This window comes from Burkholderia sp. MSMB1826 (assembly GCF_001526325.1).
Classification (GTDB): Bacteria; Pseudomonadota; Gammaproteobacteria; order Burkholderiales; family Burkholderiaceae; genus Burkholderia.
Window position 1 is genome coordinate 90,276 of sequence record NZ_LOYN01000038.1, and the last position, 24,874, is coordinate 115,149.

General features: G+C 67.5%; 26 protein-coding genes. 17 read left to right on the forward strand and 9 right to left on the reverse strand.

All coding sequences use genetic code 11. The features are described 5' to 3' along the window. Positions 1–8: 8 nt before the first annotated feature. Both WS95_RS22800 and trhA read left to right on the forward strand, forming a co-directional pair. Positions 9–215: a YbdD/YjiX family protein gene (locus WS95_RS22800; protein WP_011881067.1), complete on the forward strand. Its 207-nt coding sequence runs from the start codon at positions 9–11 to the stop codon at positions 213–215. 218 nt (positions 216–433) lie between these two features. Next, entirely contained in the window at positions 434–1,054 is a 621-nt protein-coding gene (gene trhA, locus WS95_RS22805; protein ID WP_059826213.1) for a PAQR family membrane homeostasis protein TrhA, read from the forward strand. Positions 1,055–1,099: 45 nt separating this feature from the next. On the opposite strand, the gene WS95_RS22810 is transcribed toward trhA, so the two are convergent. Both WS95_RS22810 and WS95_RS22815 read right to left on the reverse strand, forming a co-directional pair. Beyond that, the gene (locus WS95_RS22810) at positions 1,100–1,534 is read right to left on the reverse strand and encodes a nuclear transport factor 2 family protein (RefSeq protein WP_059826216.1); all 435 of its coding nucleotides are present in this window, start codon (positions 1,532–1,534) and stop codon (positions 1,100–1,102) included. Between the two features lie 147 nt (positions 1,535–1,681). Beyond that, entirely contained in the window at positions 1,682–2,035 is a 354-nt protein-coding gene (locus tag WS95_RS22815) for a DOPA 4,5-dioxygenase family protein (protein WP_059826220.1), read from the reverse strand. Between the two features lie 263 nt (positions 2,036–2,298). Here WS95_RS22815 and WS95_RS35115 point away from each other — a divergent pair, with 263 nt between their 5' ends. The 4 genes from WS95_RS35115 to WS95_RS22835 all read left to right on the forward strand — a co-directional run bounded on the left by WS95_RS35115 (position 2,299) and on the right by WS95_RS22835 (position 4,032). Further along, positions 2,299–2,469 carry a hypothetical protein gene (locus WS95_RS35115; RefSeq protein ID WP_155294403.1) on the forward strand — a complete coding sequence of 57 codons (171 nt, stop codon included), beginning with the start codon at positions 2,299–2,301 and terminating at the stop codon, positions 2,467–2,469. A 52-nt stretch (positions 2,470–2,521) separates the two neighbouring features. Further along, the gene (locus WS95_RS22820) at positions 2,522–2,899 is read left to right on the forward strand and encodes a hypothetical protein (RefSeq protein ID WP_059826222.1); all 378 of its coding nucleotides are present in this window, start codon (positions 2,522–2,524) and stop codon (positions 2,897–2,899) included. A gap of 223 nt (positions 2,900–3,122) precedes the next feature. Then, the gene (locus tag WS95_RS22830; protein ID WP_059826226.1) at positions 3,123–3,602 is read left to right on the forward strand and encodes a hypothetical protein; all 480 of its coding nucleotides are present in this window, start codon (positions 3,123–3,125) and stop codon (positions 3,600–3,602) included. Positions 3,603–3,771: 169 nt separating this feature from the next. Further along, a complete protein-coding gene (locus WS95_RS22835; RefSeq protein ID WP_006485063.1) occupies positions 3,772–4,032 on the forward strand; it encodes a hypothetical protein in 261 nt (86 codons plus the stop codon). 149 nt (positions 4,033–4,181) lie between these two features. Here the strand turns inward: WS95_RS22835 and hpnH are convergent, their stop codons facing one another. Then, positions 4,182–5,342: an adenosyl-hopene transferase HpnH gene (hpnH, locus tag WS95_RS22840; protein ID WP_006480287.1), complete on the reverse strand. Its 1,161-nt coding sequence runs from the start codon at positions 5,340–5,342 to the stop codon at positions 4,182–4,184. 12 nt (positions 5,343–5,354) lie between these two features. Beyond that, positions 5,355–6,296, reverse strand: coding sequence for a 4-hydroxy-3-methylbut-2-enyl diphosphate reductase (ispH, locus tag WS95_RS22845; RefSeq protein WP_034205903.1), 942 nt, complete (start codon positions 6,294–6,296; stop codon positions 5,355–5,357). 400 nt (positions 6,297–6,696) lie between these two features. Between ispH and WS95_RS22850 the strand changes: the two genes are divergently transcribed. Beyond that, positions 6,697–7,884, forward strand: a complete 1,188-nt coding sequence (locus WS95_RS22850; RefSeq protein WP_059826228.1) for a glycosyltransferase — start codon at positions 6,697–6,699, stop codon at positions 7,882–7,884. 120 nt (positions 7,885–8,004) lie between these two features. Here WS95_RS22850 and WS95_RS22855 read toward each other — a convergent pair whose 3' ends face one another. Both WS95_RS22855 and hpnA read right to left on the reverse strand, forming a co-directional pair. Further along, on the reverse strand, positions 8,005–9,414 hold the full coding sequence (locus tag WS95_RS22855) for a hypothetical protein (RefSeq protein WP_059826231.1): 1,410 nt from the start codon (positions 9,412–9,414) through the stop codon (positions 8,005–8,007). A gap of 108 nt (positions 9,415–9,522) precedes the next feature. Next, positions 9,523–10,530: a hopanoid-associated sugar epimerase gene (gene hpnA, locus WS95_RS22860; RefSeq protein WP_059826234.1), complete on the reverse strand. Its 1,008-nt coding sequence runs from the start codon at positions 10,528–10,530 to the stop codon at positions 9,523–9,525. Between the two features lie 152 nt (positions 10,531–10,682). On the opposite strand from hpnA, the gene WS95_RS22865 reads away from it, so the two are divergent. From WS95_RS22865 to WS95_RS22875, 3 genes are all read left to right on the forward strand, one after another. Next, the gene (locus WS95_RS22865) at positions 10,683–10,979 is read left to right on the forward strand and encodes an acylphosphatase (protein WP_059499629.1); all 297 of its coding nucleotides are present in this window, start codon (positions 10,683–10,685) and stop codon (positions 10,977–10,979) included. Between the two features lie 16 nt (positions 10,980–10,995). Then, positions 10,996–11,895 (forward strand): EamA family transporter RarD, encoded by a 900-nt coding sequence (gene rarD, locus WS95_RS22870; protein WP_059826237.1) that lies wholly within the window; start codon positions 10,996–10,998, stop codon positions 11,893–11,895. 408 nt (positions 11,896–12,303) lie between these two features. After that, positions 12,304–13,428: an OpgC domain-containing protein gene (locus WS95_RS22875; protein WP_059826240.1), complete on the forward strand. Its 1,125-nt coding sequence runs from the start codon at positions 12,304–12,306 to the stop codon at positions 13,426–13,428. 43 nt (positions 13,429–13,471) lie between these two features. Here WS95_RS22875 and WS95_RS22880 read toward each other — a convergent pair whose 3' ends face one another. Both WS95_RS22880 and WS95_RS22885 read right to left on the reverse strand, forming a co-directional pair. Then, the gene (locus tag WS95_RS22880; RefSeq protein WP_059826243.1) at positions 13,472–13,678 is read right to left on the reverse strand and encodes a hypothetical protein; all 207 of its coding nucleotides are present in this window, start codon (positions 13,676–13,678) and stop codon (positions 13,472–13,474) included. Between the two features lie 120 nt (positions 13,679–13,798). After that, a complete protein-coding gene (locus tag WS95_RS22885) occupies positions 13,799–15,316 on the reverse strand; it encodes a peptide MFS transporter (protein WP_059826247.1) in 1,518 nt (505 codons plus the stop codon). A 497-nt stretch (positions 15,317–15,813) separates the two neighbouring features. On the opposite strand from WS95_RS22885, the gene WS95_RS22890 reads away from it, so the two are divergent. The 7 genes from WS95_RS22890 to WS95_RS22920 all read left to right on the forward strand — a co-directional run bounded on the left by WS95_RS22890 (position 15,814) and on the right by WS95_RS22920 (position 23,713). Further along, the gene (locus WS95_RS22890; protein ID WP_011548888.1) at positions 15,814–16,392 is read left to right on the forward strand and encodes a cupin domain-containing protein; all 579 of its coding nucleotides are present in this window, start codon (positions 15,814–15,816) and stop codon (positions 16,390–16,392) included. Between the two features lie 190 nt (positions 16,393–16,582). Beyond that, a complete protein-coding gene (locus WS95_RS22895) occupies positions 16,583–18,196 on the forward strand; it encodes a peptide ABC transporter substrate-binding protein (protein ID WP_034205911.1) in 1,614 nt (537 codons plus the stop codon). Between the two features lie 11 nt (positions 18,197–18,207). Beyond that, entirely contained in the window at positions 18,208–19,146 is a 939-nt protein-coding gene (locus WS95_RS22900; RefSeq protein ID WP_059826249.1) for an ABC transporter permease subunit, read from the forward strand. 13 nt (positions 19,147–19,159) lie between these two features. Beyond that, positions 19,160–20,062: an ABC transporter permease gene (locus tag WS95_RS22905; protein ID WP_034205913.1), complete on the forward strand. Its 903-nt coding sequence runs from the start codon at positions 19,160–19,162 to the stop codon at positions 20,060–20,062. A gap of 1 nt (position 20,063) precedes the next feature. Continuing rightward, positions 20,064–21,056, forward strand: coding sequence for an ABC transporter ATP-binding protein (locus tag WS95_RS22910; RefSeq protein WP_059826252.1), 993 nt, complete (start codon positions 20,064–20,066; stop codon positions 21,054–21,056). Next, positions 21,053–22,072, forward strand: coding sequence for an ABC transporter ATP-binding protein (locus tag WS95_RS22915; RefSeq protein ID WP_059826255.1), 1,020 nt, complete (start codon positions 21,053–21,055; stop codon positions 22,070–22,072). Before WS95_RS22910 ends, WS95_RS22915 begins: the two co-directional genes overlap by 4 nt. A gap of 168 nt (positions 22,073–22,240) precedes the next feature. Beyond that, positions 22,241–23,713: an OprD family porin gene (locus tag WS95_RS22920; RefSeq protein WP_059780144.1), complete on the forward strand. Its 1,473-nt coding sequence runs from the start codon at positions 22,241–22,243 to the stop codon at positions 23,711–23,713. Between the two features lie 54 nt (positions 23,714–23,767). Here the strand turns inward: WS95_RS22920 and WS95_RS22925 are convergent, their stop codons facing one another. Further along, positions 23,768–24,763, reverse strand: a complete 996-nt coding sequence (locus WS95_RS22925) for a DedA family protein/thiosulfate sulfurtransferase GlpE (RefSeq protein WP_059826258.1) — start codon at positions 24,761–24,763, stop codon at positions 23,768–23,770. Positions 24,764–24,874 lie beyond the last annotated feature (111 nt).

The window sequence follows — 24,874 nt, forward strand, 5'->3', positions numbered from 1 at the left end:
AGGCCGCGATGTTCACCGATCTTGGCAGCGACCTGCGCAGCGCGGGGCGTTACCTCGGGCAGGCGTTGCGGCTGATGGTCGGCCTGCCCGACTACGATACCTACGTCGCGCACATGCGCGACACCCATCCGGACCGCGAGCCGATGACGTACGAGGAATTCTTCCGCGAGCGTCAGAATGCGCGGTACGGGTCGGGGGCGGGGAAGTGTTGCTGAACCGGGCCGTTGCAATGTTGCAATGAACTGACGAATCGGTTCGGTATCGAAACGGAAAGCGCCGCGATGGCTATCGCGGCGTTTTTTTTGGGGGGGCGGGCCGGCCGCGCATCACACGGCGCACGCCAGCCGTTTGCCGGGGCGCAGCACGGCGATATCCGGCCGCCGGTATCATAGGGCTTCTTTTTTTCCCGATGGCCCCCGCAGGAGAACACGTCGTGCATGTCGGTGAGCGTTTCAACAGCATTTCCCATCTCGTCGGCGCGGTGCTGTCGGTGGCAGGTCTCGTCGCGCTCGTGACGATGGGCGCGCTCGAAGGCGATCCGTACAAGGTGGTGAGCTTCAGCGTGTACGGCGCGATGCTGATCCTGCTCTACGCGATCTCGACGGCGTATCACAGCGTGCGCACCCCGCGCCTGAAGGCGATCCTGCAGAAATGCGACCATTCGGCGATCTACCTGCTGATCGCCGGCAGCTACACGCCGTTCACGCTGGTTACGCTGCGCGGCCCGTGGGGCTGGTCGCTGTTCGGCGTGAGCTGGGGGCTTGCCGTGTTCGGCATCGTGCAGGAACTCACGCTCGGGCGTCGCACGCGCCTGCTATCGATGATCTTGTACGTGCTGATGGGCTGGCTCGCGCTCGTCGCCGTGCGGCCGCTGATCCATGCGCTGCCGCCGATCGGCACCGCGTGGCTCGTGGCCGGCGGCGTGATCTACAGCGCGGGGATCTACTTCTTCATCAACGACGAACGCATTCGCCACGGGCACGGCATCTGGCATCTGTTCGTGCTGGCCGGCAGCCTGTGCCAGTTCGTCAGCGTCGCGATGTATGTCGCGTGAGCAGCGCGCGGCGCCGCATGGGCGAGCGCTTCGGCGCGGCGGCGGTCATGCGCGCTCGGCCGTCGATGCTGCGCCGCGCAGCACGTTGAACCCGACCCATCCCCAGTACACGCGATGATGCGCGATCAACCCGTCGCGCAGATCCATCACCTCGACGAGATCCACCTGATCGCCGTCCGGCGTTGCGCGTGGATATTCCCACGTCAGTTGCCGTCCGTTCGAAAAGAACACGCCGGTGCGGTACCAGCGTCCGAGCCGGTTTCCCGGATTGCGTAGGCCGGCCGCGAAGAATTCGCCGATTGCGGGCTTGCCGCGCAGCATGCCGGAGCCGTGGCCGGGCAGCGCGACGACGATCAGCGGCGTTTCGAGTATCGCGTCGTCCGCGTAGAGCGACATCAGCGCGTCGAGATCGCGCGCGACGACGGCGGCGTGCCAGTTCTGATGAATGCGGTGCGCATCGGTGTGGTCGGCGAGGGTCATGGCGGTGGCGGCACGCGTGGATAACGGAACCACTGTATCGGCGCGATGCCGCCGGACGTTTCAGCGCGGGCCGAAACGTGGATGCCGCATGTGCCGGACACGATCGTGCCGCCCGCAAGTCCCTCGCGTCGCAGACCGGTCCGGACGTCAGCCGCCCAGCGCGCCGAGGTTCAGCTCGTGCGACTTGCCGATCCACACCGCGCAATCGCGATGATCGCGCAGGTCGTCGCCGGTATTCGGATGCAGGAAGATGTCGAGCGCGCCGTGATTCAGCACGAGCCACGGCACGATGTCGTCGAATCGCGCGGCGCCGAACGCGATCTGGTACGACCAGGCCGGATGCGGGCCGACGAGGCGTTCGTGAAAGCGGCCGAGTTCGATGGCCGCGCCGAACCGCGCGTCGACGACCTGGCGAAACGCCCAGGCCGCGTCGCGGCTCGCCGCATCGAAATAGACGTGCGCGTGCCAGCTGTCGATGGCGGTAGTGTCGAGGGCGGCCATGGAGAGACTCGATTAAAAAGGGAAATGCCGGAGATGCCGTGCGAAACGGCCGATGCGTGATTATCGCGCGTCCTCGTCGATTGCGTCGTGTCTCGATCCTGCAAGCCGATGCAGATGATTTGTCCTATATCGAAGAATCGGCTGATCCGATGAGGTCGTCTCCGCGGTATCCGCGTGCGCGATAGCACGCCGCAGCCTTGCGGACAGGCGCGCCGGCCGGAATCGCACCGGCAACACGTCATTTCCGAAATCGAAAGAGCGGAATGAGCACCCGCCGAATCGCCGGTAAAGATCCGATCAGATCGTTGAATGAAATAAAGAAATTCCATTTCGACGGGATTCGCGAGCGACGCCGTCCGCACGCCGAATGCGCGGCTGAAAATAACAATTGCGGATTCGGCTATTCAAGCGACATGCGCCCCGACATACGATGATTTCAACGCATCGATGACGGATCGATGCGGGGACAACCATCTGGAGGCCACTATGCGATCCCTCGTTCCCGTTACCGTTCTTTCCTGCGCACTCGCTGCGCTGCCGGCCGTCGGCTTCGCGCAGTCGATCGGCGCCGGCGACACGCCGCATGCCGCGCCGTTGACCTGGTCGGCGGCACGTGCCGAAACCGATGTGCAGCTGATGCAGATGACGCGTGCCGGCTATCGCGCGACGACGGTCGGCAACCAGAACTATCCGCTCGCGATGCAGCGGGCGCTCGAGCGCGTGAACAACCCGATGCCCGACCGGTGGCGCGACGAAAAGGCCGCGATGGAAGCGCGGGCGGCCCGCGACGCGCAGAGAGGCCATCCGGTGAAGGCGTTCTTCGTGAAAACCGCGTACTACCTGAAGGGCGAGAACACGTTTTGACGCAGGAGACGAACATGGCATGCCCCGACCGATGGTGCGGCGTGTTGCGTGCGTCGGCGATACGCAAGCTGCCGCAAGCGTGCGCGACGCGACGGCGCGCCGATGTGCACGGCATGCGACGCCGGGCGAACGCCCTGCGCGACGCGGGCCGCAGCGCCGTCGCGTGCCGCAGCGCGTGGCGCGGGTCGGCGGAGGGCGGCGCGTCCGCGCGCGAGGGCGAATCATGAAGGCTGCCCGAAAAGGCCGCAGCCATCCGCCGTTGACGCGCGAATGGCTGCTGCCGCTGCCGCCCGCGCATGCACGCGACATCTCGCTGAAATGCCACATGGCGCTGGTCGCGCTGCGCGGCGAGCACGGTAGCGAAACGTTGCTGATGCGGCTGCGCACGAGCGTGTATCTGGTGTTCCTCGCGCTCGACGATGCGGTCTGTCCCGATGCGACCGTCGACCTGTGCGTCGACGCGGAGCGCGCGCTGGACGCGAGCGTGGCGCGCGCCGCGCAAAGCGGTGCGTGGACGCTGCACGACGACGAATGCGCGGTGCTCGAACGCGTGCTCGCCGCGAACGACGCATGCGTCGCGACGCTCACGCGGCATCGGCTGGCGGAGCTGTGGCGTCATGTCTGCACGTTCGCTACGGCCGAACAGCCGGGGCTGGTCGCGCAGGCCGCGGCGAAGATGCGGGAACCGGCCGTTCTGCATTGAGTGGCGGCCCGCGGGCCGTGTTTCATACGCGTCTGATTCCTTCGCGCGGCCGCGCGCCGTCTAATGACATGACTGGAACCCCGGCGAGCCGGGCGATGACGATCCATCCTCGCGTTGGCGACGAACGTGCGTGTCGACGCGAACGCATTCGTTTCAGTCAGGAGGAGCGATGGCGCTATACAGGAGCGGCGGCTACTTCACGTGCGGAAGTGGCCGCGCATTCAGCGAGAACCTGCCGCCGGGCAGCAAGGTGACGGTGGCGGGCATCTATCGATGCACCGTGTGCGGCGACGAGATCGGTATTGCGAAAGCGCAGACGTTGCCGTCCGAGGAGGCGCATCCGCACGATCTCGATCCGCCGTCCGACCCGCTGCTCGATCCGGGGCCGACCGCGTGGCAACTGATCGCCGCAGCGGAGTCGCGAAGCTAGGCAATCGACGGTCGCCTCCGCGCAGGCGCGCCAGCGCAAATGCGTCACTCGGCGTCCGTCAAAACAAAAAGCGCCACGGAGCGAACTCCGTGGCGCTTTTCGATGCGTGGCCGCTGCGAAGGCGCGAACCTTCGCACGGCGCAACGCGCTTAAGCGGCCGTCGCCGACTTCGCCGGCTTCTGCAGCTTGCCCTTGCCGGCGCGCTGGATTTCCTCGAGCTTGATCTCGACGTGGCGCGAGAACACGTACTCGGCCGGACGCTGCTTCGCGATCGAGATGTCCGGTGCGAACGGGCCGTCGGTCTTGATGCCCTTGCGGCTCACGCGCAGCGCCTTCAGCGGGTTGGAGATCGTGTCCATCACGGCCGTGGCCTCGAAGCCGCAGTGGACCATGCAGTCCGCACACTTCTCGTAGTTGCCGACGCCGTAGTTGTCCCACTCGGTCGTTTCCATCAGTTCCTTGAAGGTCTTCACGTAACCTTCGCCGACCAGATAGCACGGCTTCTGCCAGCCGAACACCGTACGCGCCGGGTTGCCCCACGGCGTGCACTTGTACGTCTGGTTGCCGGCCAGGAAGTCGAGGAACAGCGACGACTGGCTGAACGACCAGCGCTTGCCGCCTTCGCCGCGCTTCAGGATTTCGCGGAACAGGTTCTTCGTCTTGTCGCGGTTCAGGAAGTGCTGCTGATCCGGCGCGCGCTCGTATGCATAGCCCGGCGACACGGTAATGCCGTCGACGCCGATCGGGCCCAGCGTGTCGAAGAACTTCGCGACGCGCTCGGGGATCGCATCGTTGAACAGCGTGCAGTTGATGTTCACGCGGAAGCCGCGGCGCTTCGCTTCCTTGATCGCCGCGACCGCCTTGTCGTACACGCCTTCCTGCGACACGGAATGGTCGTGCATGTCCTTGTCGCCGTCGAGGTGGACTGACCAGACGAAATACGGGCTCGGCTGGTAGTCGTCCATCTTCTTTTCCATCAGGAGCGCGTTCGTGCACAGGTACACGAACTTCTTGCGCTTCATGATGCCCTTGACGATTTCCGGCATCTCCTTGTGGAGCAGCGGCTCGCCGCCGGCGATCGACACGACGGGCGCGCCGCACTCGTCGACGGCCTGCAGGCATTCCTCGACGGACAGGCGCTGGTTCAGGATCGGATCCGGATAGTCGATCTTGCCGCAGCCGTTGCACGCGAGGTTGCAGCGGAACAGCGGCTCGAGCATCAGCGCGAGCGGATAGCGTTTGTTGCCGGACAGGTGCTGGCGCACGATGTAGGCGCCGACACGGACTTGCTGGAGCAGCGGAATAGACAAGGGATGTCCTCCTTAAACTTCGCGGGCGACAGCTTGCGTGAGCTTCGCCGGCAACTTGAATTCGACTTTTTCTTCACGGCCCGCCATCGTCGCGACATCGACGGGCCCCAGCGCGCGCAGCGCGCCGATTACATCCTCGACCATTTCCTCGGGCGCCGACGCACCGGCGGTCAGGCCGACCGTCTGCACGCCCGCGAACCATTCGGGCTTCACTTCCGAGCCGTCGGCGACGAGATAGCTCGGCACACCGCTTTCGGTGCCGATCTCGCGCAGGCGGTTCGAGTTCGAGCTGTTCGTCGCACCGACGACGAGCAGCACGTCAACCTGTTCGCTCAGCTCGCGCACGGCGGCCTGGCGATTCTGCGTGGCATAGCAGATGTCGCGCGTGTCCGGGCCGACGAGGTCGGTGAACCGACGCTGCAGCGCTTCGATGATGCCGCGCGTGTCGTCGACCGACAGCGTGGTCTGCGTGATGTACGCGACCGGCGTATCGACGGGCAGCGTCAGCGTATCGACTTCGGCTTCGCTCTGCACGAGGATCACCTCGGCCGGAATCTGGCCGATCGTGCCCTCGACTTCCGGGTGGCCCGCGTGGCCGATCAGGATCAGCCGGCGGCCCGCCGCGACGTACTGGCGGCCCTGCACGTGCACTTTCGTGACGAGCGGGCAGGTCGCGTCGAGCACGTCGAGCCCGCGCGCTTGCGCGTCGTGCTCGACCGTCTGGGCGACACCGTGCGCGCTGAAGATCGCGACGGCGCCGTGCGGCACCTCGTCGAGTTCCTCAACGAATCGTGCCCCTTTATTACGCAGATTTTCGACGACATGCCGGTTATGCACGATCTCGTGACGCACATAGACCGGCGCACCGTGCTGTTGCAGCGCGCGATCGACGATCTCGATCGCACGGACAACCCCCGCACAGAAGCCGCGGGGCTGGGCAAGGATGACTCGCATAAGTGAGCGAACTCCGACGACAGACGCCGGGGTCGAGGCGCTGGCACACGCTTGCTCGCCCCGGCTTGGTGTTATGAAGGCAGGAACGAACCGGCCGGCCAGGCCCCGGAACCCCGAATTAATCGCGCATTTTAACCCTATCGCGCCGTCCTTGCTTTGGTGCCGTGTCGAACCGTTGCAATTGCGGGAGAGCGGCGTCGGCGCTGGCCCGCGCGGAACCCGGTAAACTGCGCGGTTTCGCGGTCGGCCGCTCCGGCTGCCCGCCATCGCGCTCATTTCAAGGCCATTCGATGACCGTCGATTCTTACGCGTATTGCCCGTCCGCCCGTGCGGATTTGGGCGTTTCGTTCCCGACCCTTATTCGCGCCGCCGAAGCCGGCGCCCGGCAGGAGGCAGGCCGATGATGCTGGCGATCGCTTTCCTGGTGTCCGGCCTGTCGCTGGCGATCTGGATCGTGCTGCTTGTCGCGCGCGGCGGCTTCTGGCGCGCGCAGCCCGCGCGGCCGCTGCCGCCCGACGCCCGCGGCGCCGCGGCCGAAGCCGGCTGGCCGGCCGTCGTGGCGGTCGTGCCGGCGCGCAACGAAGCCGACGTGATTGCCCGCGCGGCGACTTCGCTGCTCGAGCAGGATTATTCGGGCGCGTTCCATCTGATCATCGTCGACGACCACAGCGACGACGGCACCGCCGACGCGGCCCGCGCGGCCGCGCTCGCGATCAACCGCGCCGACCGGCTGACGGTGCTGACCGCGAAGCCGCTGCCGGCCGGCTGGTCGGGCAAGGTGTGGGCGCAGTCGCAGGGGATCGCGGCGGTGCAGACGCTCGGCCTGCCGGCCGACTACCTGCTGCTGACGGATGCCGACATCGGCCATCCGGCCGACGCCGTCGCGCAGCTCGTCACGCGTGCGCAGGCCGAGAATCGCGATCTCGTGTCGCTGATGGTGCGGCTGCGCTGCGACTCGTTCTGGGAAAAGGCGCTGATCCCGGCGTTCGTGTTCTTCTTCGCGAAGCTGTATCCGTTCTCGTGGATCAACAACCCGCGCAACCGGACGGCCGGCGCGGCCGGCGGCTGCATGCTCGTGAAGCGCACGGCGCTCGAGGAAGCGGGCGGCATCGAGTCGATTCGCGGCGCGCTGATCGACGACTGCAGCCTCGCCGCGCAGATCAAGCATCGCGGCAGCGGCCACCATCCGATCCGGCTCGATCTCGCCGATCGCAGCGTGTCGCTGCGCCCGTACGACAGCTGGCGCGACATCTGGAACATGATCGCGCGCACCGCGTTCACGCAGCTCCACTATTCGCCGCTGCTGCTGGCCGGCACGCTGCTCGGGATGACGATCATCTACCTGGTGCCGCCCGTCGCCGCGCTCGCCTACGGCGCGCGCGCATGGCCGGCGTGGCTCGCGTGGGCATCGATGTGTGCCGCGTATGCGCCGATGCTGCGCTATTACCGTCGCTCGCCGCTGTGGGCGCCCGCGCTGCCGCTCGTCGCGCTGTTCTACGTCGGCGCGACGTTCGCGTCCGCGTGGCGTTACTGGCGCGGCAAGGGCGGCCAGTGGAAGGCGCGCGTGCAGGCGCCGGTGGAGCGCTGACCTGCGCTGGCGGATACCGGCCGTCCCGATCAACCGGAACCCTGAAAGCAAACAGCCCGGATCGACGCAAGCCGATTCGGGCTGTTTGCTTTCCGGCCGGCTTCCGGCCGATGCGCACGCTTACCGCTGCGTCAGCATCATGTACATCTGGATCACGACGTCCGGCGAGAACGTGAACGGCACCCAGCCGTAGCCCGTATGGCGGGCGACCAGCAGGCGGTCGCCGTTCGACTGCTTCTGCACGGCCATCATCGGGTTCTTCGTCGTCACGAAACGCCAGCCGGCCGGAATGCCAGGCGGCGGCTCCGGCTGCATCGACGCGCGCGCGTGCGCGAGTTCCTCGATCAGTTGGCCCAGTTGCTCCGGATGCAGCGTGATCGATTCGCCGTTGATGGTCAGCGTGAGTTCGTTCTGGGACGGGCGCGCGACGTGCAGCGTCGCCTTGTCGGCCGGTGCGGCAGCGGTGCCGGCTTCAACCGCGGTTTCGGCTTGTGCCGCCGGGATCGGTGCGATTTCGGTATCGGCCGGGGCGTCGGCTGCCTCGACCGCTTCGACCGTTTCGGCCGCTTCGGTCACCGCTGGCGCGGCCGCGTTCGCGGGCGCTTGTGCCGCCGCTGCCGGCTCGACGACGTCGGCTGTCGCGGCCGAGGCGGTAACCGCGTTCGTCGCGGCTTCCGTGACGACGGCCTCGACCAGCGCTTCGGCGTCGGCGATGGCCTTCGCGTGGTGCTGCGCGGCCGCTTCGGCCTGGGCGATCGCTTCGGTATGGCGCCGCGTAATGGCTTCGGCTTCGGCGGTGGCTTCGGCGTGGCGTTGCGCGGCGGCTTCGGCCTGGGCGATCGCTTCGGCGTGACGCCGCGTGATCGCTTCGGCCTCGGCGGTGGCTTCGGCGTGACGCTGGGCGGCCGCCTGCGTGTCGGCGAGCGCCTGCGCGTGACGCTGGGCGAGCGCCTCGGCCTCGGCGATCGCGGCCGCGTGGCGTTGCGCGGCGGCCTCGGCCTCGGCGGTCGCTTCCGCATGGCGCTTCGCGGCGGATTCGGCTTCGGCGGTCGCCGCGGCATGGCGTTGCGCAGCCGCTTCGGCTTCGGTCGCGGCGGCGTGATGGCGCTGCGCGGCGGCCTCGGCTTCGGCGATCGCCGCCGCGTGGCGCTGCGATGCGGCTTCGGCATCCGCGTGACGTTGCGCGAGCGCTTCGGTCAGCGCGGTGGCTTCCGCATGGCGCTGGGAAGCGGCTTCGGCTTGCGCGGCCGCATCCGTATGACGTTGGGCAGCCGCTTCGGCGGCGGCGGTGGCGTCGGCGTGGCGCCGCTGCGCGGCTTCGGCATCGGCGGCAGCGGCCGTGTGGCGCTGCGCGGCGGCCTGCGCTTCGGCTTCCGCCGCCGCGTGACGCTCGGCCGCGGCCCGGGCTTCCGCCGCCGCGGCGCGCGCGAAGGCTTCCGCGCTGCGGGCCGCCTGCTGGGCGGCGTGGTGATCGTGGAGGAGCTGATCGACGCCCGTGGCGAGCGAAGCGATCTGATCGTTCAGGTTCATGCGTGTCTTCTCTGCGTAAGACCCGCGATTTTAACCGCTGCGCCGATACCGGTCCGTGCGCGACGTGTAACAAAGTGCGCGAAGCGGCGCGAGGTGCGCCGCTTTGTGTTACTTCAGGTAGCCCGCCGCGCCGAACCAGTCCAGCGCATCGCGCAGCCCTTCGCGGTACGGGCGCGCATGGTAGCCGAGCTCGCGCTCGGCCTTCGCGGACGTGAAATACATCTTGTTCTTCGACATCCGCAGCCCGTCCACGGTGACGAACGGCTCCTTCTTCGTGAACTTCGCGACCGCTTCGGCGCCGACCGCGAGCGGGTACAGCGGCCAGCGCGGCAGCGCGATCGTCGGCGCCTTGCGGCCCGTCATCTGCGCGATGTCGGCGAGCATCTGCTGCAGCGGCAGGTTCTCGCCGCCGAGGATGTAGCGCTCGCCGATCCGGCCGTGCTCGAGCGCGAGGAAGTGGCCGTGCGCGACATCGTCGACGTGCACGAGGTTCAGCCCCGTGTCGACGAACGCGGGAATCTTGCCGAGCGCGGCCTCGACGATGATGCGGCCGGTCGGCGTCGGCTTGACGTCGCGCGGGCCGATCGGCGTCGACGGATTGACGATCACGGCGGGCAGCCCTTCGTCGGCGATCATCCGCTCGACCGCGCGCTCCGCGAGCACCTTGCTGCGCTTGTAGACGCCGATCGCCTGCTCGGCCGTGAGCGGCCGGTTCTCGTCGGACGGGTCGCCGGCGCTCGTCACCTTCAGCGTCGCGACGCTGCTCGTGTAGACGATCCGCTCGACGCCTTCCGCGCGGGCGGCGCGCATCGTCGCGACCGCGCCTTCGAGGTTCGCGCGCTCGATCTCGTCGGGGTCCGGCGCCCACAGCCGGTAGTCGGCGGCCACGTGCAGCAGGTAGCGCACGCCGCGCAGCGCGGCGCGCATCGACGCCTCGTCGCGCATGTCGCCGGTGACGATCTCGGCATCGAGATCCGCGACGTTCGTGCGCGGGCTGGTCGGGCGCACGAGCACGCGCACCGCATAGCCTTTCTGCTGCGCGATGCGCGCGACGGCCGAGCCGACGAAACCGGACGCGCCGGTGACGAGAACGAGATCGCGGGAAGTATCAGTCATGCGTTTCCTTCAGGGCCACGCGGGCGGCGCGGCGGTTGGGCATCGGCGAGATTGTACGTGGTCGGCGTGCGCGGCGACGCCCGGCCGGCGCGTGTGCGAAGCGGCCGACGCGACTACAATGCCGGGCTTGAATGCAACGGGAGGGCGACGCGATGAGCCGCAATGAACTGGACGAACGGATCGAGACCTACTACGTGCGGGTGCGCGGCGTCGTGCAGGGCGTCGGCTTTCGTCATGCGACGGTGCGCGAGGCGCATGCGCTGAAGCTGCGCGGCTGGGTCGCGAATCTCGAGGACGGCACCGTCGAGGCGATGATCCAGGGGCCGGGCGCGCAGATCGACCGGATGCTCGCATGGCTGCGTCACGGGCCGCCCGCCGCGCGCGTGACCGAGGTGACCTTCGAGGAACGCCCGACCGAGCGGCGCTTCGAGCGCTTTCAGCAGCAGTGAGCGGCACGGCACGATCGTGACGGGGTATCCGGAAGCCGGGCGCGGCCTCACGCTGTCGGTGATGGCGTCGACGCTGTTCGCGCTGATGTCGGTTTACGCGAAACTGCTCGCGCCGCTCACGGGGCTCGACATCTTCGCGTGGCGCGTCGTGTGGACCGCGCCGGGCGCGCTCGCGCTGATCGCGCTGCGCGGCCGCTGGCCGGCGCTCGTCGAGCTTGCGCGGCGCGGTGCGCGCGACTGGCGCCTGCTGATCGCGCTGCCGGCGAGCGCGGCGCTGCTCGGCGTGCAGCTGTGGCTGTTCCTGTGGGCACCGCTGCACGGGCGCATGCTCGAAGTGTCGCTCGGCTATTTCCTGCTGCCGCTGACGATGGTGCTCGTCGGCCGTTTCTACTATCACGAGCGGCTCGACCCGCTGCAATGGACGGCGGTCGGGTGCGCGGCGCTCGGCGTCGCGCACGAGGTGTGGGCGACGCGTGCGTTCGCGTGGCCGACGCTGGTCGTCGCGCTCGGCTATCCGCCGTATTTCGTGCTGCGCCGGCGCATCAACGCCGATTCGCTGGCCGCGTTCGCGATCGAGATCGTGCTGCTGTGCCCGATCGCGCTGGCGATGGTCGCGACGAGCTCAACGCGTGTCGCCGGCCATCCGCTGCTGTGGGGCGCGTTGCTGCCGGGGCTCGGCATCCTCAGCACGCTCGCGCTCGCGAGCTACCTGAAGGCGAGCCGGATGCTGCCGATGGCGCTGTTCGGCATTCTCGGCTACGTCGAGCCCGTGCTGCTCGTCGTGGTGTCGCTGCTGCTGCTCGGCGAGACGCTCAGCGTCGCGCAGCTCGCGACGTATGGACCGATCTGGGTCGCCGTCGCGCTGACCGCGTGGCACAGCGCGATGCTGATGCGGCGCCTGCCCGTGCGCGGATAACCGCGTCGTCGCGATGCACCGGCCTTTCGGAACGTGCCGCGCATCGCGTGCATCGTCGACGTCGAGCCGTGCTCGTTTCTCCGCCGAATCCCTCGATACTGACCGCCAACTGGCGCCGCACTGACGCGAATCTGGCGACGCTGCCTGCTTCGCCGCGCCACGCGCGCGCTTGTAATCGAAGAGAAGATTCGGTTGCACTTTGTTACTTAGGGTCTCCCCTGAGCGGTCATTAAACTGATCTGACCGACTTCCCTTCGTATGCAGCTTTTCAATGAACGGTCACCTCCGTGCCGGGCCGGCCGGATTGGCGCGATGCGAGCATACGCGTATCGCCGCCGATCGCGCTCGCCTGCTTTTTCCCGATCCCTACTCCGGTGCGCGTCGCACCGCCGCCGCACAGGTGCGCTCATGTCGTTGAGGCCGTCGCATTCCGCCACGGTGCCGTCGTCGCGCAGCGGCCGCCTCATCGAAGTCGATTTCTTCCGCGGGCTCGTGCTGTTGATGATCGTCGTCGATCACATCGGCGCGAGCGTGCTGTCGCGCGTGACGCTGCACGCGTTCGCGCTGTGCGATGCGGCCGAGGTGTTCGTGTTCCTCGGCGGCTTCGCGACCGCGAGCGCGTACGGCGCGATTGCCGAGCGGCACGGCGCGCGTGCCGCGCAACGGCGTTTCGTGCGGCGCGCGATGCAGATCTACCGCGCGTTTCTCGCGACGTCGACGCTGATGCTCGTCGTGTCGGCCGTGCTCGATCACTACGGCATCGATGCGCCGAACCTCGCGCTCGACGACGTCAGCGTGATGCTCGCGTCGCCGCTCACGGGCGCAGCCGAGCTGCTGACGTTCCAGCGCCAGCCGTATCTCGCGTCGGTGCTGCCGATGTACGTGCTGTTCGCGCTCGCGTCGCCGGTGCTGGTGCCGTTCGCGCGGCGCCAGCCGTGGCTGCTCGTCGCGATCAGCGCCGCGTCGTGGCTCGCGGCGGGCTGGCTCGGCCCGGAGCTGCTCGACACCGACGGCTTTCGCTGGAGCTTCAACCCGTTCGCGTGGCAACTGATGTTCGTCGCCGGCGTGCTCGCGCGCTGCCAGCCGTTCTACCGGCGCATCGCGCTCGGCCGCTGGGGCGCCGCGGCGACCGGGCTCGCGTGCGCGATCGTGCTCGGCTGTGCAAGCTACAAGCTGTTCTCGGGGTTGCCGGTGCCCGAAGGCGTGCTCAAGCGCGATCTCGCGCTGCCGCGCGTCGTGAGCTTCGCGGCCGTCGCGTGGCTGATGGCCGATTGCGTGCGCTTCGGCTGGATCGCGCGGATCGCGCAGGGCGTGCGGCCCGTCGTCGCGGTCGGCCAGCGCGGGCTGATCTGCTTCGTCGCGGGCGCGGCGATCTCGCTCGTGATCGATTCGCTGCTGCATCCGGTCGTGCGCAGCGCCGATCCGCTGCATGTCGGCGTGGGCCTCGTGGCCGACGCGTGTGCGCTCGGGCTGATGATGGCGGTGGCCGGTTCGGGAACGTGGATCGCGCGATGGCGCGGCGCGGCGGCGTAGGCGCGCGCGACGGAGCATGCGGCGCGGCAGGCGTCGCGCGGCGTCAGTGAGGTGAGCCGATACGGGAGCGGGGCGGGGCGGTTGCGTCGTCGGCTTCGGCGTCGTCGCGTTCGTCCTGCGCCGGGTCGTCGCGCTCCGCGAGGACCGCGTCGGCTTCGGCCGAGGCCCGGGCGGCGCGCATCGCGGTGCAGCGCTGCGCGTGCCGGATGTCCGACAGGATTCTCAAAAGCCGCGTCGTCTTGCTTTTCATCGTGTTCTCCCGCCCGTGCGCATCTCGCGAAGCGGATGCATTGCCTGCAACCAGTGTAGGACGCGTTCGCGCACCTGGCGGGAGAATGTGGCGTGCAAGCCGCACGCCGAGGGATAGTACTTACTGCGCGGCGGCGACCTGCGCCTGCACCGCTTCCTCGCGGCGCTCTTCCGCACAGCGCTGATGCTGGCGCGACAGGCGGTTCATCAGCGGCAGCAGCAACAGCGCGAGCAGCATGCCGATCGCGGCGAGCCAGCCGAGCTTCTCGAACAGCGACAGGTAAAGCGGCAGCGATTCGGTGGCCGGCAGTTCGTGCGACGGCATCTGCGCGAAGTTCGCGACGACGCTGCCCAGATACTGCGACACGCCCGTCGCGACGAAATACGCGCCCATCATGAAGCCGCTCATGCGCGCCGGCACGTAGCGGGCGATCATCGCGAGGCCGAGGCCGCTCACCAGCAGCTCGCCGAGCGAGTACAGGCCGTAGCCCCACACCATGAACCACGACGACACGCGGCCGTCGACCGCGTAGCGGCCGCTGATCGTGAACACCAGGTAGCCCGCGGCCACCGCGCCGAAACCGAGCGCGTACTTCGCGGCGACCGGCAGGTCGCGGCCGCCCTTCGCGACGGCGTTGTAGACCCACACGAGCACCGGGCTCAGCAGCATGATCCAGATCGGGTTCAGCGCCTGGAACTGCGCGGCGCTCCACGTGAACAGCGTCGTGCCGAACAGCATGAAGCGCGGATCGACGTTGCGCAGCGCGAACAGCGTCAGCGACGTCGACATCTGCACGTAGAAGATGAAGAACAGGATCACCTGGCCGATCAGCACGAGCGCCGCGATCAGGCCCGCGCGTTCCGAGCGCTCCGACTTCGCGATCATGTACGCGAAGATCGCGAGGATCGCGAACGCGGCCGTCCACACGCTGGCGACCGCGAGCTGCTTGTGCTGCAGCACGTACAGCGTGATCAGCGCGAGCGCGACGCCGCCGGCAGCGACCGCGCCGAGGCGCTTCCAGCGGATCGGTTCGTCGTCCGGCTGCGAGCCGACGTGCGCGAGCGTACGGTGCATCAGCATGAAGTTGAGGATCGCGAGCAGCATGCCGCCGCAGCAGACCGCGAACGCGGTGTGCCAGCCCCAGTGATCCTTGATCCACGGCGTCGCGAGCATCGATACCGTCGAGCCGATGTTGACCGCCATGTAATAGATCGTGAACGCGCTGTCGATGCGCGCGTCGTCGCCTTCGTAGATGCGGCGCACGAGGTTTGCCGCGTTGGCCTTGAACAGGCCGTTGCCGACGACGATCACGCCGAGCGACGCGTACATGTACGTCAGGTGATCGTTCGGTACCGCGAGCATCAGGTAGCCGGCGCACAGCACGCACGCGCCGATGATCATCGTGCGGCGCGCGCCGAGCACCTTGTCGCCGATCCAGCCGCCGATCGACGGCGCGGCGTAGACGAGTGCGGTGAAGGCACCCCAGGTCAGGTTCGCGTGGCTGTCGGTGAAGCCGAGCCGGTCGACCATGAAGAGGACCAGGAGCGCGGCCATGCCGTAGTAGCCGAAGCGCTCCCACATTTCGATGAGGAAGACCGTCGTAAACGATCGGGTCTGTGAAACAGGTGCGTGCATCATCAATCTCGTTTGAAACGGACGGCGCGGATCGCGCGTCGCCTTGAGGGTCGAACTGGCGCCGGAGCACTGTGGCCGGGTAGGCTTGCGTCGGCGATGGAGCAGTCGGGCGGGTGGCCCGGGCCGGGGTCGGACTCCGCCCGGGAAGGCGGAGCGCGGCCCCGACCGGCGCGCGAATGGTAACGTTTGCCGGTCCGGTGCGTCAGGTCCGCGCCACTTAGGGAAACTCCCGATGTGGCAGCAGCTTTCAGGAACATTTGTCTCATCATCTACTTGTAAGCTTGGCGCGCGTTCTCCGCAGATTCCCGGAGAGCCGCTTGCAGCTTGCCTGTGAAGCCGGCGAGTCTGGCAAGATAGCGCGTCGTTTCGCTCGCTTCGGGCCCTGTTTAGTGCACCGGGCTCAACGCCGAAGGCGTGTGCGAACCCGAAGATTAAGCCATCTCGTATTAACTTAGTTACTTTCCATCAAACATTTTTTGACGACCACTTTTCGGCCTGCTATGGTTCCCCCCACTGAAAACTCGCGATCGGCAGACGCTGTCGCACTCGGCAGCAAGATTCGCGCGTTGCGCCAACGTCTGAAGCGCACGCTCGACGACACCGCTACCGCCGCGGGGATTTCGAAGCCGTTTCTGTCTCAAGTCGAGCGCGGGCTCGCGTCGCCGTCGCTGACGTCGCTGGCCGGTATCGCGCATGCGCTCGGTGTGACGGTGCAGTACTTCGTGGATACGCCGAGCGAGGAACGCTCGGTTTGCCGAGGCGATCAGTTGCGCTTCTTCGGGTTTGCCGATTCGGCGAACCTGTTCGCGAGGCTGACGAACGTGTCCGAAGGGCGCCAGCTGGAGGCGATCCTCGTGAGGATGCCGCCGGGGCAGAAACGGTCGGAGGTGACGACACATGCAGGAGAGGAGTTCCTGTACGTGATTGAAGGGGAAGTGTCGCTGACGCTGGAAGGCAAGACGTTCGTCCTGCAGGCCGGCGACAGTTCGCACTATCAGTCGACGGTCCCGCACAGCTGGGTCAACACCGCGAAGATCGAGTCGGTGGTGGTCTGGGTCGGTACGCCGCGACTGTTCTAACGCACGGGTATTCCTTCGTTTCTTCGACGGAATGCCCGTCGAAAGAAATGTAAGGAATACTAACATGCATACTAACATGCAATACGAGAACCACGGGCCTCCTCGATCGCTGCCCCCGTCAGCGTCTCACGCGTAAGCCGCGGCATCCGCCGCGCGACGCCCACCGAACCACCTTCTCAAGACCGCCACGATGAAATCCTTGCATGCCATGTCGGCCGTGCTGGCCGCGCTCGCCCTGACGACGCCCGTCGCCCACGCCGTAACCGTTCCGTCGAACGTCGCGCTCGCCGCGCAACAGGACCTGACGCGTCAGGTGCCGGCCGAAGTCGAGTCGCTCGACCCGGCGCACATCGAATCGTGGACCGGCAACACGATCGGCCTCGATCTGTTCGAAGGGCTTGCGCGCATCGATGCGGCCGGCCAGGTCGTGCCGGGCGTCGCGCTGTCGTGGGAGCGCAAGACGCCGCAGACGTGGATCTTCAAGCTTCGCCACGACGCGAAGTGGAGCAACGGCCAGCCGGTGACGGCCGCCGATTTCGTCTATTCGTGGCAGCGCCTCGTCGATCCGAAGACGGGCTCGAAATACACGATCCTCGTCGAGTTCATCAAGAACTCGAAGGACATCATCGCCGGCAAGGCCGCGCCGTCGACGCTCGGCGTGCGCGCGGTCGATCCGTACACGCTCGAGGTGACGACCGACGTGCCGGTCGCGTTCTTCCCCGAACTGACCGCGATGGCGCCGCTCGCGCCGGTGAACAAGGACGTGGTCGCGAAATTCGGCGACGCATGGACGCGCCCGGGCAACATCGTCAGCAACGGCGCGTACCAGCTCGTCGACTGGCAGCCGAACAACCGCATCGTGGCGACGAAGGACGCGAAGTACTGGAACGCGTCGAAGGTCGTGATCAACAAGGTCACGTACCTGCCGATCGAAAGCGACGAAACCGCGATGCGCATGTACCAGGCCGGCCAGATCGACTACAGCTACTCGATTCCGTCGGGCATCTTCCAGCAGGTGAGCAAGCAGTTCGGCAGCGAACTGCGCCCGGGCCTGCAACTCGCGACCTACTACTACTACCTGAACAACAGCGACGCGGCGCTGAAGGACAAGCGCGTACGCCAGGCGCTGTCGATGGTGATCGATCGCGACGTGCTGACGTCGAAGCTCACGCAGGCCGGCGAGAAGCCGATGTACGGGCTGATGCCGAACGGCACGAAGGGCGTGCAGCCGTTCACGCCGGAATGGGCGTCGTGGCCGATGGCCAAGCGCATCGCGACCGCGAAGGACCTGCTGAAGCAGGCCGGCTATTCGGACGCGAAGCCGCTGTCGTTCACGCTCACGTACAACACCAACGACCTGCACAAGAAGGTCGCACTGTTCACCGCATCGGAATGGCGCACGAAGCTCGGCGTCACCACGAAGCTCGAGAACGTCGAGTTCAAGGTGCTGATGAAGCAGCGGCATGACGGCAAGGTACAGATCGCGCGCGACGGCTGGTTCGCCGACTACAACGATGCGATGACCTTCTTCGACCTGATCCGCTGCGGCAGCTCGCAGAACACCGTCGGCTATTGCAACAAGCAGATGGACGCGCTGGTCGACGAAGGCAACCAGAAGCTCGACGACAAGGCGCGCGCCGCGCTGCTCACGCAGGCGCACGACATGGCGATGAACGACACGCCGATGGTGCCGCTGTTCCAGTATTCGGCCGACCGTCTCGTGAAGCCCTACGTGGGCGGCTATTCGCTGAAGAACGTGATCGACATGCGTGCTTCGCAGGACATGTACCTGATCAAGCACTGAGCGGAGCGATCATGCTGGCCTACGCATTGAGGCGCACGTTGTGGGCGGTGCCGACGATCCTCGCGGTCATCACCGTCTGCTACCTGCTGCTGCATTTCACGCCCGGCGGCCCGTTCGATACGGAGAAGCAGTTGTCCGCCGCGACGCTCGCGAACCTGAACGCGAAGTACCACCTCGACGAGCCGCTGTGGAAGCAGTACCTGCTGTATCTCGGCTCGCTGCTGCACGGCGATCTCGGCCCGTCGTTCCGCTACGTCGACTGGTCGGTGAACGATCTCGTGAAGAAGGCGCTGCCCGTGAGCCTCGGCGTGGGCGGCGTGTCGATCCCGATCTCGATCGTGTTCGGCGTGCTGCTCGGCACCGTCGCGGCCGTGCGCCGCGACAGCGTGATCGATCGCTTCGTGATGCTGATCGGCAACTTCGGCAACGTCGTGCCGCCATTCGTGCTCGGCCCGGTGCTGGTGTGGATCTTCGCGATCCTGCTGAAGACGTCGGCCGGCAACGGCTGGCTGCCGGCGGGCGGCTGGGGCGACGGTGGCTGGCGGTACCGGCTGCTGCCGATCGTGCTGCTCACCTTCATCAACGTGTCGTTGCTCGCGCGCGTGATGCGCGGCTCGATGATCGAGACGCTGTCGAGCAACTACATCCGCACCGCGCGCGCGAAGGGCCTGCCGGGCTCGACGATCGTGCTGCGCCACGCGCTCAAGCCCGCGCTGATGCCGGTCGTGTCGCTGTTCGGCACGGTCTGCATCACGTCGATCACGGCGGCCGTCGTCACCGAATCGGTGTTCGCGCTGCCGGGTCTCGGGCAACTCGTCGTGAACGGCGCCATCAACCGCGACTACACGCTGGTGCTCGGCCTCGTCGTGCTGACGACCGTTTTCGCGGTGCTGTTCAACCTGCTGGTCGACCTCGCGTACGCGTGGCTCGATCCGCGCATCCGTTATTGAGCGAGGCACAGCGATGACCCCGACCACTCCCGTCGTCGGCCTGCCCGTGCAGACCGATTCGCCGCCGCGTTCGCGCTCGCCGCTCGAGCTGGCGTTCGCGCGCTTCCTTCACAATCGCGCGGCCGTGTTCAGCCTCGTGCTGCTCGCGTTGATCACGCTCGCCTGTTTCGTCGGCCCGTGGCTGCTCGCGGCCGATCCCGCCGCGAGCGACTGGGCCTCGATCAGCCTGCCGCCGACCTGGGCGAACCAGCACTGGTTCGGCACCGACGAGCTCGGCCGCGACCTGCTCGTGCGCACGCTGATCGGCGGCCGCGTATCGATCGAGGTCGGCCTGCTCGGCACGCTCGTGTCGGGCCTGTTCGGCGTCGCATGGGGCGCGACCGCGGGCTTCGCGGGCGGCCGCGTCGACTCCGTGATGATGCGCATCGTCGACATGATGTACGCGATCCCGTACCTGCTGATCGCGATCCTGATGATGACCCTGTTCGGCCGCTCGTTCATGCTGGTCGTGCTGACCATCAGCGCATTCTCGTGGATCGACATGGCGCGCGTCGTGCGCGGCCAGACGCTGTCGCTGCGTAACCGCGAGTTCGTCGATGCGGCGCGCGCGATCGGCGTGTCGCCGGCGTCGATCGTGCTGCGTCACGTCGTGCCGAACCTGCTCGGCGTGGTCGTCGTGTACGCGACGGTCTCGGTGCCCAATATCGTGCTGACCGAATCGGTGCTGTCGTTCCTCGGCCTCGGCGTGCAGGAGCCCATGACGAGCTGGGGCGTGCTGATCCAGGACGGCGCGCAGAAACTCGAATCGATGCCGTGGCTGCTGCTGGCCCCGGCCGTCATGCTGTGCGTGACGCTCTACTGCGTGAACTTCGTCGGCGATGGCCTGCGTGACGCGCTCGACCCGAAGGATCGCTGAAATGGCTGCACTGCTGGAAGTTGAAAACCTCGGCGTGCGCTTCACGCGCAAGGACGCGCCGCCGATCGACGCCGTGAATGGCGTGTCGTTCTCGCTCGAAGCCGGCAAGACGCTCGGCATCGTCGGCGAATCGGGCTCGGGCAAGAGCCAGACCGTGATGGCGCTGCTCGGCCTCCTGGCCGGCAACGGCACGACGACCGGCACCGCGCGCTACCGCGGCGAGAACCTGCTCGACATGAATACGCGCGCGCTGAACGCGGTGCGCGGCGACCGGATCGCGATGATCTTCCAGGATCCGATGACGTCGCTCAACCCGTTCCTGACGATCGAGCGGCAGATGACGGAGACGCTGCAGCTGCATCGCAAGCTGTCGCGCAAGGCCGCGATCAAGCGCGCGATCGAGGCGCTCGAATCGGTGCGCATTCCCGATGCGGCGCGCCGCATCCGCATGTATCCGCACGAGTTCTCGGGCGGCATGCGCCAGCGCGTGATGATCGCGATGGCGCTCTTGTCCGAGCCGGAAATCCTGATCGCGGACGAGCCGACCACCGCGCTCGACGTGACCGTGCAGGCGCAGATCATCGACCTGCTGCGCGAGCTGAACCGCGAGCGCGGCACCGCGATCGTGCTGATCACGCACGACATGGGCGTGGTCGCCGGGCTCGCCGACGACGTGATGGTCATGTACGCGGGCCGCACCGTCGAATACGCGCCGGCCGAATCGATCTTCGCGGCGCCGTCGCATCCGTACACGATCGGGCTGCTCAACGCGCTGCCGCGGCTGACCGACGCGGACGATGCGCCGCTCGTCGCGATTCCCGGCAACCCGCCGATGCCCGGCGCCGCGCCGGCCGGCTGTGCGTTCGCGAAGCGCTGCACGTATGCGGAAGAACGCTGCGCCGCTGCGCGCCCGGTGCTCGAAACCTATGGCGCCACGGGCGCGGTGCGCGCGTGCCACCGCCCGGTGGCCGATCTGACGGGAGGTCTGCGATGAGCGTCGATGAACGTCGCCAAGCCGGTGCGACGGACGACACGTTGCTGTCCGTCGAGAATCTGAAGGTGCATTTTCGCGTGCCGCTCGGCGGCTATCCGTGGTCGCCGAAGGGCACGCTGCGCGCGGTCGACGGCGTGTCGTTCGACGTCAGGCGCGGCGAGACGGTCGGGCTCGTCGGCGAATCGGGCTGCGGGAAATCGACGCTCGCGCGCGCGTTGGTCGGCCTCGTGCCGATGACGGCCGGCACCGTGAAATGGCGCGGCCAGGCCGTCGCGCCCGATCACCTGCGCGGCACCGCGATGAGGCGCGAAGTGCAGATGATCTTCCAGGATCCGCTCGCGTCGCTCGACCCGCGCATGACGATCGAGCAGGTCGTCGCGGAGCCGCTCGTCACGCATCAGCCCGGCCTCGGCCGTACCGAAGTGCGCCGCCGCGTGATCGCGATGCTCGAACGCGTCGGCCTGAACGCGCATCACCTGCTGCGTTATCCGCATGAATTTTCCGGCGGGCAGTGCCAGCGCGTCGGCATTGCGCGCGCGCTGATCGGCGAGCCGCAGCTCGTGATCTGCGACGAGCCCGTCTCGGCGCTCGACGTGTCGATCCAGGCGCAGATCGTGAACCTGCTGCGCGATCTGCAACGCGAACTGTCGTTGTCCTATCTGTTCGTCGCGCACGACCTGGCGGTGGTGAAGGCCATCAGCCAGCGCGTGCTCGTGATGTATCTCGGCCGCGTGATGGAGTTCGGCACGCGGCATGACGTGTACGGCGTGCCGCAACACCCGTACACGAAGGCGCTGCTCGATGCGGCGCCGACGCCGGAGCCGGCGCGCGAGCGTGCTCGCCGTCCGATGCTGCTGGCGGGCGAGATGCCCTCGCCGCTCAACCCGCCGTCCGGCTGCGCGTTCCGCACGCGCTGCCCGGTCGCGATCGACGCGTGCGCGCAGGACGTGCCGCTGCCGGAAGTGCGGCAGGGGTCGGCGGCGCGCGTCGCGTGCATCCGTGCGGGCGCGGCGTGATGTGAAGTGACGCAGCAAACATAACCAAGGCAGGTCAACAGGGGTAGGTGCGGCGCGAACGATCTTCGCGCCGCGGGTACAGGCGCGCCCTTAGCCGGGCTCGCCGGGGGGCCGGGAGCGGATCGCAACCGGTGTGGACGATATCAACACAAGACGAGAATTATTACGATGAAAAAGCAGAAGACGATCGCGACGGCATCGAAGATGCTGCTCGCATGGGGACTGCCGGCGCTCGCCGGCGTCTCGCTGACGGGCGTCGCGCACGCCGACGACGCGGCGAGCGCGCCGCTGACGGTCGCGCAGGCCGCGCCGGCTTCAGGTACCGGCGCAACCGTTGCGCAGGCAACGACTCCGAACGCCATTGTCAACGCCGAGGCGACCCAGGCCGTCACGCCGCCCGACGAGCCGTCGGCGCAGTCGAAATCGAACGGCTTCATCGCCGACAGCCATCTCGACTTCCTGTTCCGCAACTATGCGGACGTGCTCGACGCCAAGGGCGGGCCGCATCGTCATGCGTGGGTCCAGGGCGCGATGGCGAACTTCGAGTCGGGCTATACGACCGGCCTGATCGGGATTGGCTTCGACGCGTCGCTGTATGCGGCGCTGAAGCTCGACGGCGGTCAGGGCGCCGGCAGCATGGTGCACATCGCGAAGGGCGGCGGCGGCGGCAACCAGCTCGCGTGGGCCTACCCGGGCATCTACGACGTCAAGGCGCGCATTTCGAACACGGTGGTCAAGTACGGTTTGCAGGCTGTCGACAACCCGTTCATGGAGCAGCACGACAACCGTGCGCTGCCGCCGACGTTCCTCGGCGCGACGCTCGTCAGCAATGAATTCAAGAACGTGATGCTCGAGGCCGGCAGCTTCACGAAGACCGACGCGCGCGGCCATACGACGCTCACTAACCTGACGACGCAATACGGCGGCACGCGCATCAATCGCCTGACCTATGTCGGCGGCACGTGGGACTACTCGCCGAACGGCGAAGTCGCGCTGTACGCGAACCAGGCCGACGACGTGTGGCACCAGTACTACGCGTCGGTGAAGCACAGCATCGGCAGCCCGCAGACGATCAAGTGGACCGGCTTCGGCAACGTCTACTCGACGCACGACACGGGCGATGCGCTGCAAGGCAAGATCAACAACAACGCGTACAGCCTGTCGCTGGCGGCCCAGCATGGCCCGCACGAACTGCTGCTCGGCTTCCAGCAAGTGCTCGGCGACCAGTTCTTCGACTACCTGAACGAAACGAACGGCATCTTCCTGACCAACTCGATGGACGTCGACTACAACGCCCCGCACGAGAAATCGCTGCAGCTGCGTTACACGTTCTACGGCAAGGAAGCGGGCCTGCCGGGCTTCAAGGCGATGGTGTGGGGCGTGACGGGCTGGGGGGCGGACGGCAGCGCGGGCGCGGCGAACGACCCGAGCAAGTCGAGCATCTACTGGAGCAACGGCGCGCCGGTGCAGGGCCGTCACCACGAGTTCGGCTTCATCCCGTCGTACACGTTCCAGAGCGGCAAGCTGAAGAACACGAAGGTCACGTTCATCGCGATGTGGCACAACGGCTCGGCGCACTACTCGGACGCGTCGAACACCGAGTACCGTCTGGTCGTGAACCTGCCGCTGCACGCGTTCTGATGGAAGGGGGCGCAAGGCCCCCTGTCTCGCACGGCCGGCCCGCGATCGACGCGATCAGGCCGGCTTGTGCCATCCCGCGACGGAATCGTTCGCGGCGGGCACCTCTTCCACGAGCGATGTGAGCTGGCGGCCCGTATCGCGCCATGCGTCGAGGCCGCCGCGCAGCGCGAGTGCGTCGGTGAAGCCTGCATCGAGCAGGCGCTTCGCCATCAGCGCGGCCGTCACTTCGTTCGGGCACGAGCAATACACGACGAACTTCTGCGTGAGCGGGTAGCGCGCGACGATGTCGCCGATCTGGCGCTCGTCGGCGAACTGCGCGCCGGGAATCGCGAACGGGTCGAGCTTGCGGTGCTCGGGCGAGCGGACGTCGAGCACCACCGGGGCGGCGGTGTCGCGCAGCAGCACGTCGAGCTCGTCGACGCCGATCCGCGCGTTCGCGAGCTGGCGGATCAGCGCGCGGCGGCGCATCCAGCGCACGGCCGCATAGATGGCGAGCAGCGCGACGATGACGAGCAGCGCCGCACGGCCGAGACGGCTCGCGCCGGCGAACAGCCAGTCGATCTGCCGGTAGAACACGAGGCCGGCGATCAGCCCGACGATCGTCCACAGCGCAGCGCCGAGCGCGTCGTAGCCGGCGAACGTGCGATAGCGCGTGCCGAGCGCACCGGCCATCGGCACCGACACCAGCGACAATCCGGGAATGAAGCGCGCGACCGCGAGCACGCGCACGCCGTAGCGGCCGAAGAAGCGTTCGGTCTTTTTCACGCAGGTATCGCGCGACAGCGACAGCCGACAGATCGTCTTCAGCGTCGTGCCGCCGTAACGCCGCCCGGCGACGTACCAGACCGTGTCGCCGATCAGCGCGCCGAGCACCGACAGCACCACGACCGTCACGAGCTGCGAGCCGATCATCGCCGGATGCATCGCCGACATCGCGCCGAACAGCACGAGCGTCGGCATCGCGGGCACCGGCAGGCCGATGGCCGCCGCGAGCACGTTGGCGAACACGAGAAGCGGCCCGTACTGGGCGACGAGGTCACGTAGGAGCATGACGGCTGGCCGAAAAGGAAACGCGTGGGGGGGAAATGCAGATGGGCCGATTATCGGCCTTTTTCAACGCAGCGGCGGGAATGATGCAAAGCGCCTGACGGCGACAGGGGG

Coding starts and splice junctions, on each gene's coding strand:
- ispH (WP_034205903.1), bottom strand. CDS start 6,296: ATGCGAGTCATCCTTGCCCAGCCCCGCGGCTTCTGTGCGGGGGTTGTC.
- WS95_RS22925 (WP_059826258.1), bottom strand. CDS start 24,763: ATGCTCCTACGTGACCTCGTCGCCCAGTACGGGCCGCTTCTCGTGTTC.
- WS95_RS22815 (WP_059826220.1), bottom strand. CDS start 2,035: ATGGCCGCCCTCGACACTACCGCCATCGACAGCTGGCACGCGCACGTC.
- WS95_RS22835 (WP_006485063.1), top strand. CDS start 3,772: ATGGCGCTATACAGGAGCGGCGGCTACTTCACGTGCGGAAGTGGCCGC.
- WS95_RS22865 (WP_059499629.1), top strand. CDS start 10,683: ATGAGCCGCAATGAACTGGACGAACGGATCGAGACCTACTACGTGCGG.
- WS95_RS22830 (WP_059826226.1), top strand. CDS start 3,123: ATGAAGGCTGCCCGAAAAGGCCGCAGCCATCCGCCGTTGACGCGCGAA.
- WS95_RS35115 (WP_155294403.1), top strand. CDS start 2,299: ATGAGCACCCGCCGAATCGCCGGTAAAGATCCGATCAGATCGTTGAAT.
- WS95_RS22915 (WP_059826255.1), top strand. CDS start 21,053: ATGAGCGTCGATGAACGTCGCCAAGCCGGTGCGACGGACGACACGTTG.
- WS95_RS22820 (WP_059826222.1), top strand. CDS start 2,522: ATGCGATCCCTCGTTCCCGTTACCGTTCTTTCCTGCGCACTCGCTGCG.
- WS95_RS22910 (WP_059826252.1), top strand. CDS start 20,064: ATGGCTGCACTGCTGGAAGTTGAAAACCTCGGCGTGCGCTTCACGCGC.
- WS95_RS22875 (WP_059826240.1), top strand. CDS start 12,304: ATGTCGTTGAGGCCGTCGCATTCCGCCACGGTGCCGTCGTCGCGCAGC.
- WS95_RS22895 (WP_034205911.1), top strand. CDS start 16,583: ATGAAATCCTTGCATGCCATGTCGGCCGTGCTGGCCGCGCTCGCCCTG.
- WS95_RS22880 (WP_059826243.1), bottom strand. CDS start 13,678: ATGAAAAGCAAGACGACGCGGCTTTTGAGAATCCTGTCGGACATCCGG.
- WS95_RS22905 (WP_034205913.1), top strand. CDS start 19,160: ATGACCCCGACCACTCCCGTCGTCGGCCTGCCCGTGCAGACCGATTCG.
- WS95_RS22900 (WP_059826249.1), top strand. CDS start 18,208: ATGCTGGCCTACGCATTGAGGCGCACGTTGTGGGCGGTGCCGACGATC.
- WS95_RS22890 (WP_011548888.1), top strand. CDS start 15,814: ATGGTTCCCCCCACTGAAAACTCGCGATCGGCAGACGCTGTCGCACTC.
- WS95_RS22885 (WP_059826247.1), bottom strand. CDS start 15,316: ATGATGCACGCACCTGTTTCACAGACCCGATCGTTTACGACGGTCTTC.
- WS95_RS22855 (WP_059826231.1), bottom strand. CDS start 9,414: ATGAACCTGAACGATCAGATCGCTTCGCTCGCCACGGGCGTCGATCAG.
- WS95_RS22810 (WP_059826216.1), bottom strand. CDS start 1,534: ATGACCCTCGCCGACCACACCGATGCGCACCGCATTCATCAGAACTGG.
- WS95_RS22800 (WP_011881067.1), top strand. CDS start 9: ATGTTCACCGATCTTGGCAGCGACCTGCGCAGCGCGGGGCGTTACCTC.
- hpnA (WP_059826234.1), bottom strand. CDS start 10,530: ATGACTGATACTTCCCGCGATCTCGTTCTCGTCACCGGCGCGTCCGGT.
- WS95_RS22850 (WP_059826228.1), top strand. CDS start 6,697: ATGATGCTGGCGATCGCTTTCCTGGTGTCCGGCCTGTCGCTGGCGATC.
- WS95_RS22920 (WP_059780144.1), top strand. CDS start 22,241: ATGAAAAAGCAGAAGACGATCGCGACGGCATCGAAGATGCTGCTCGCA.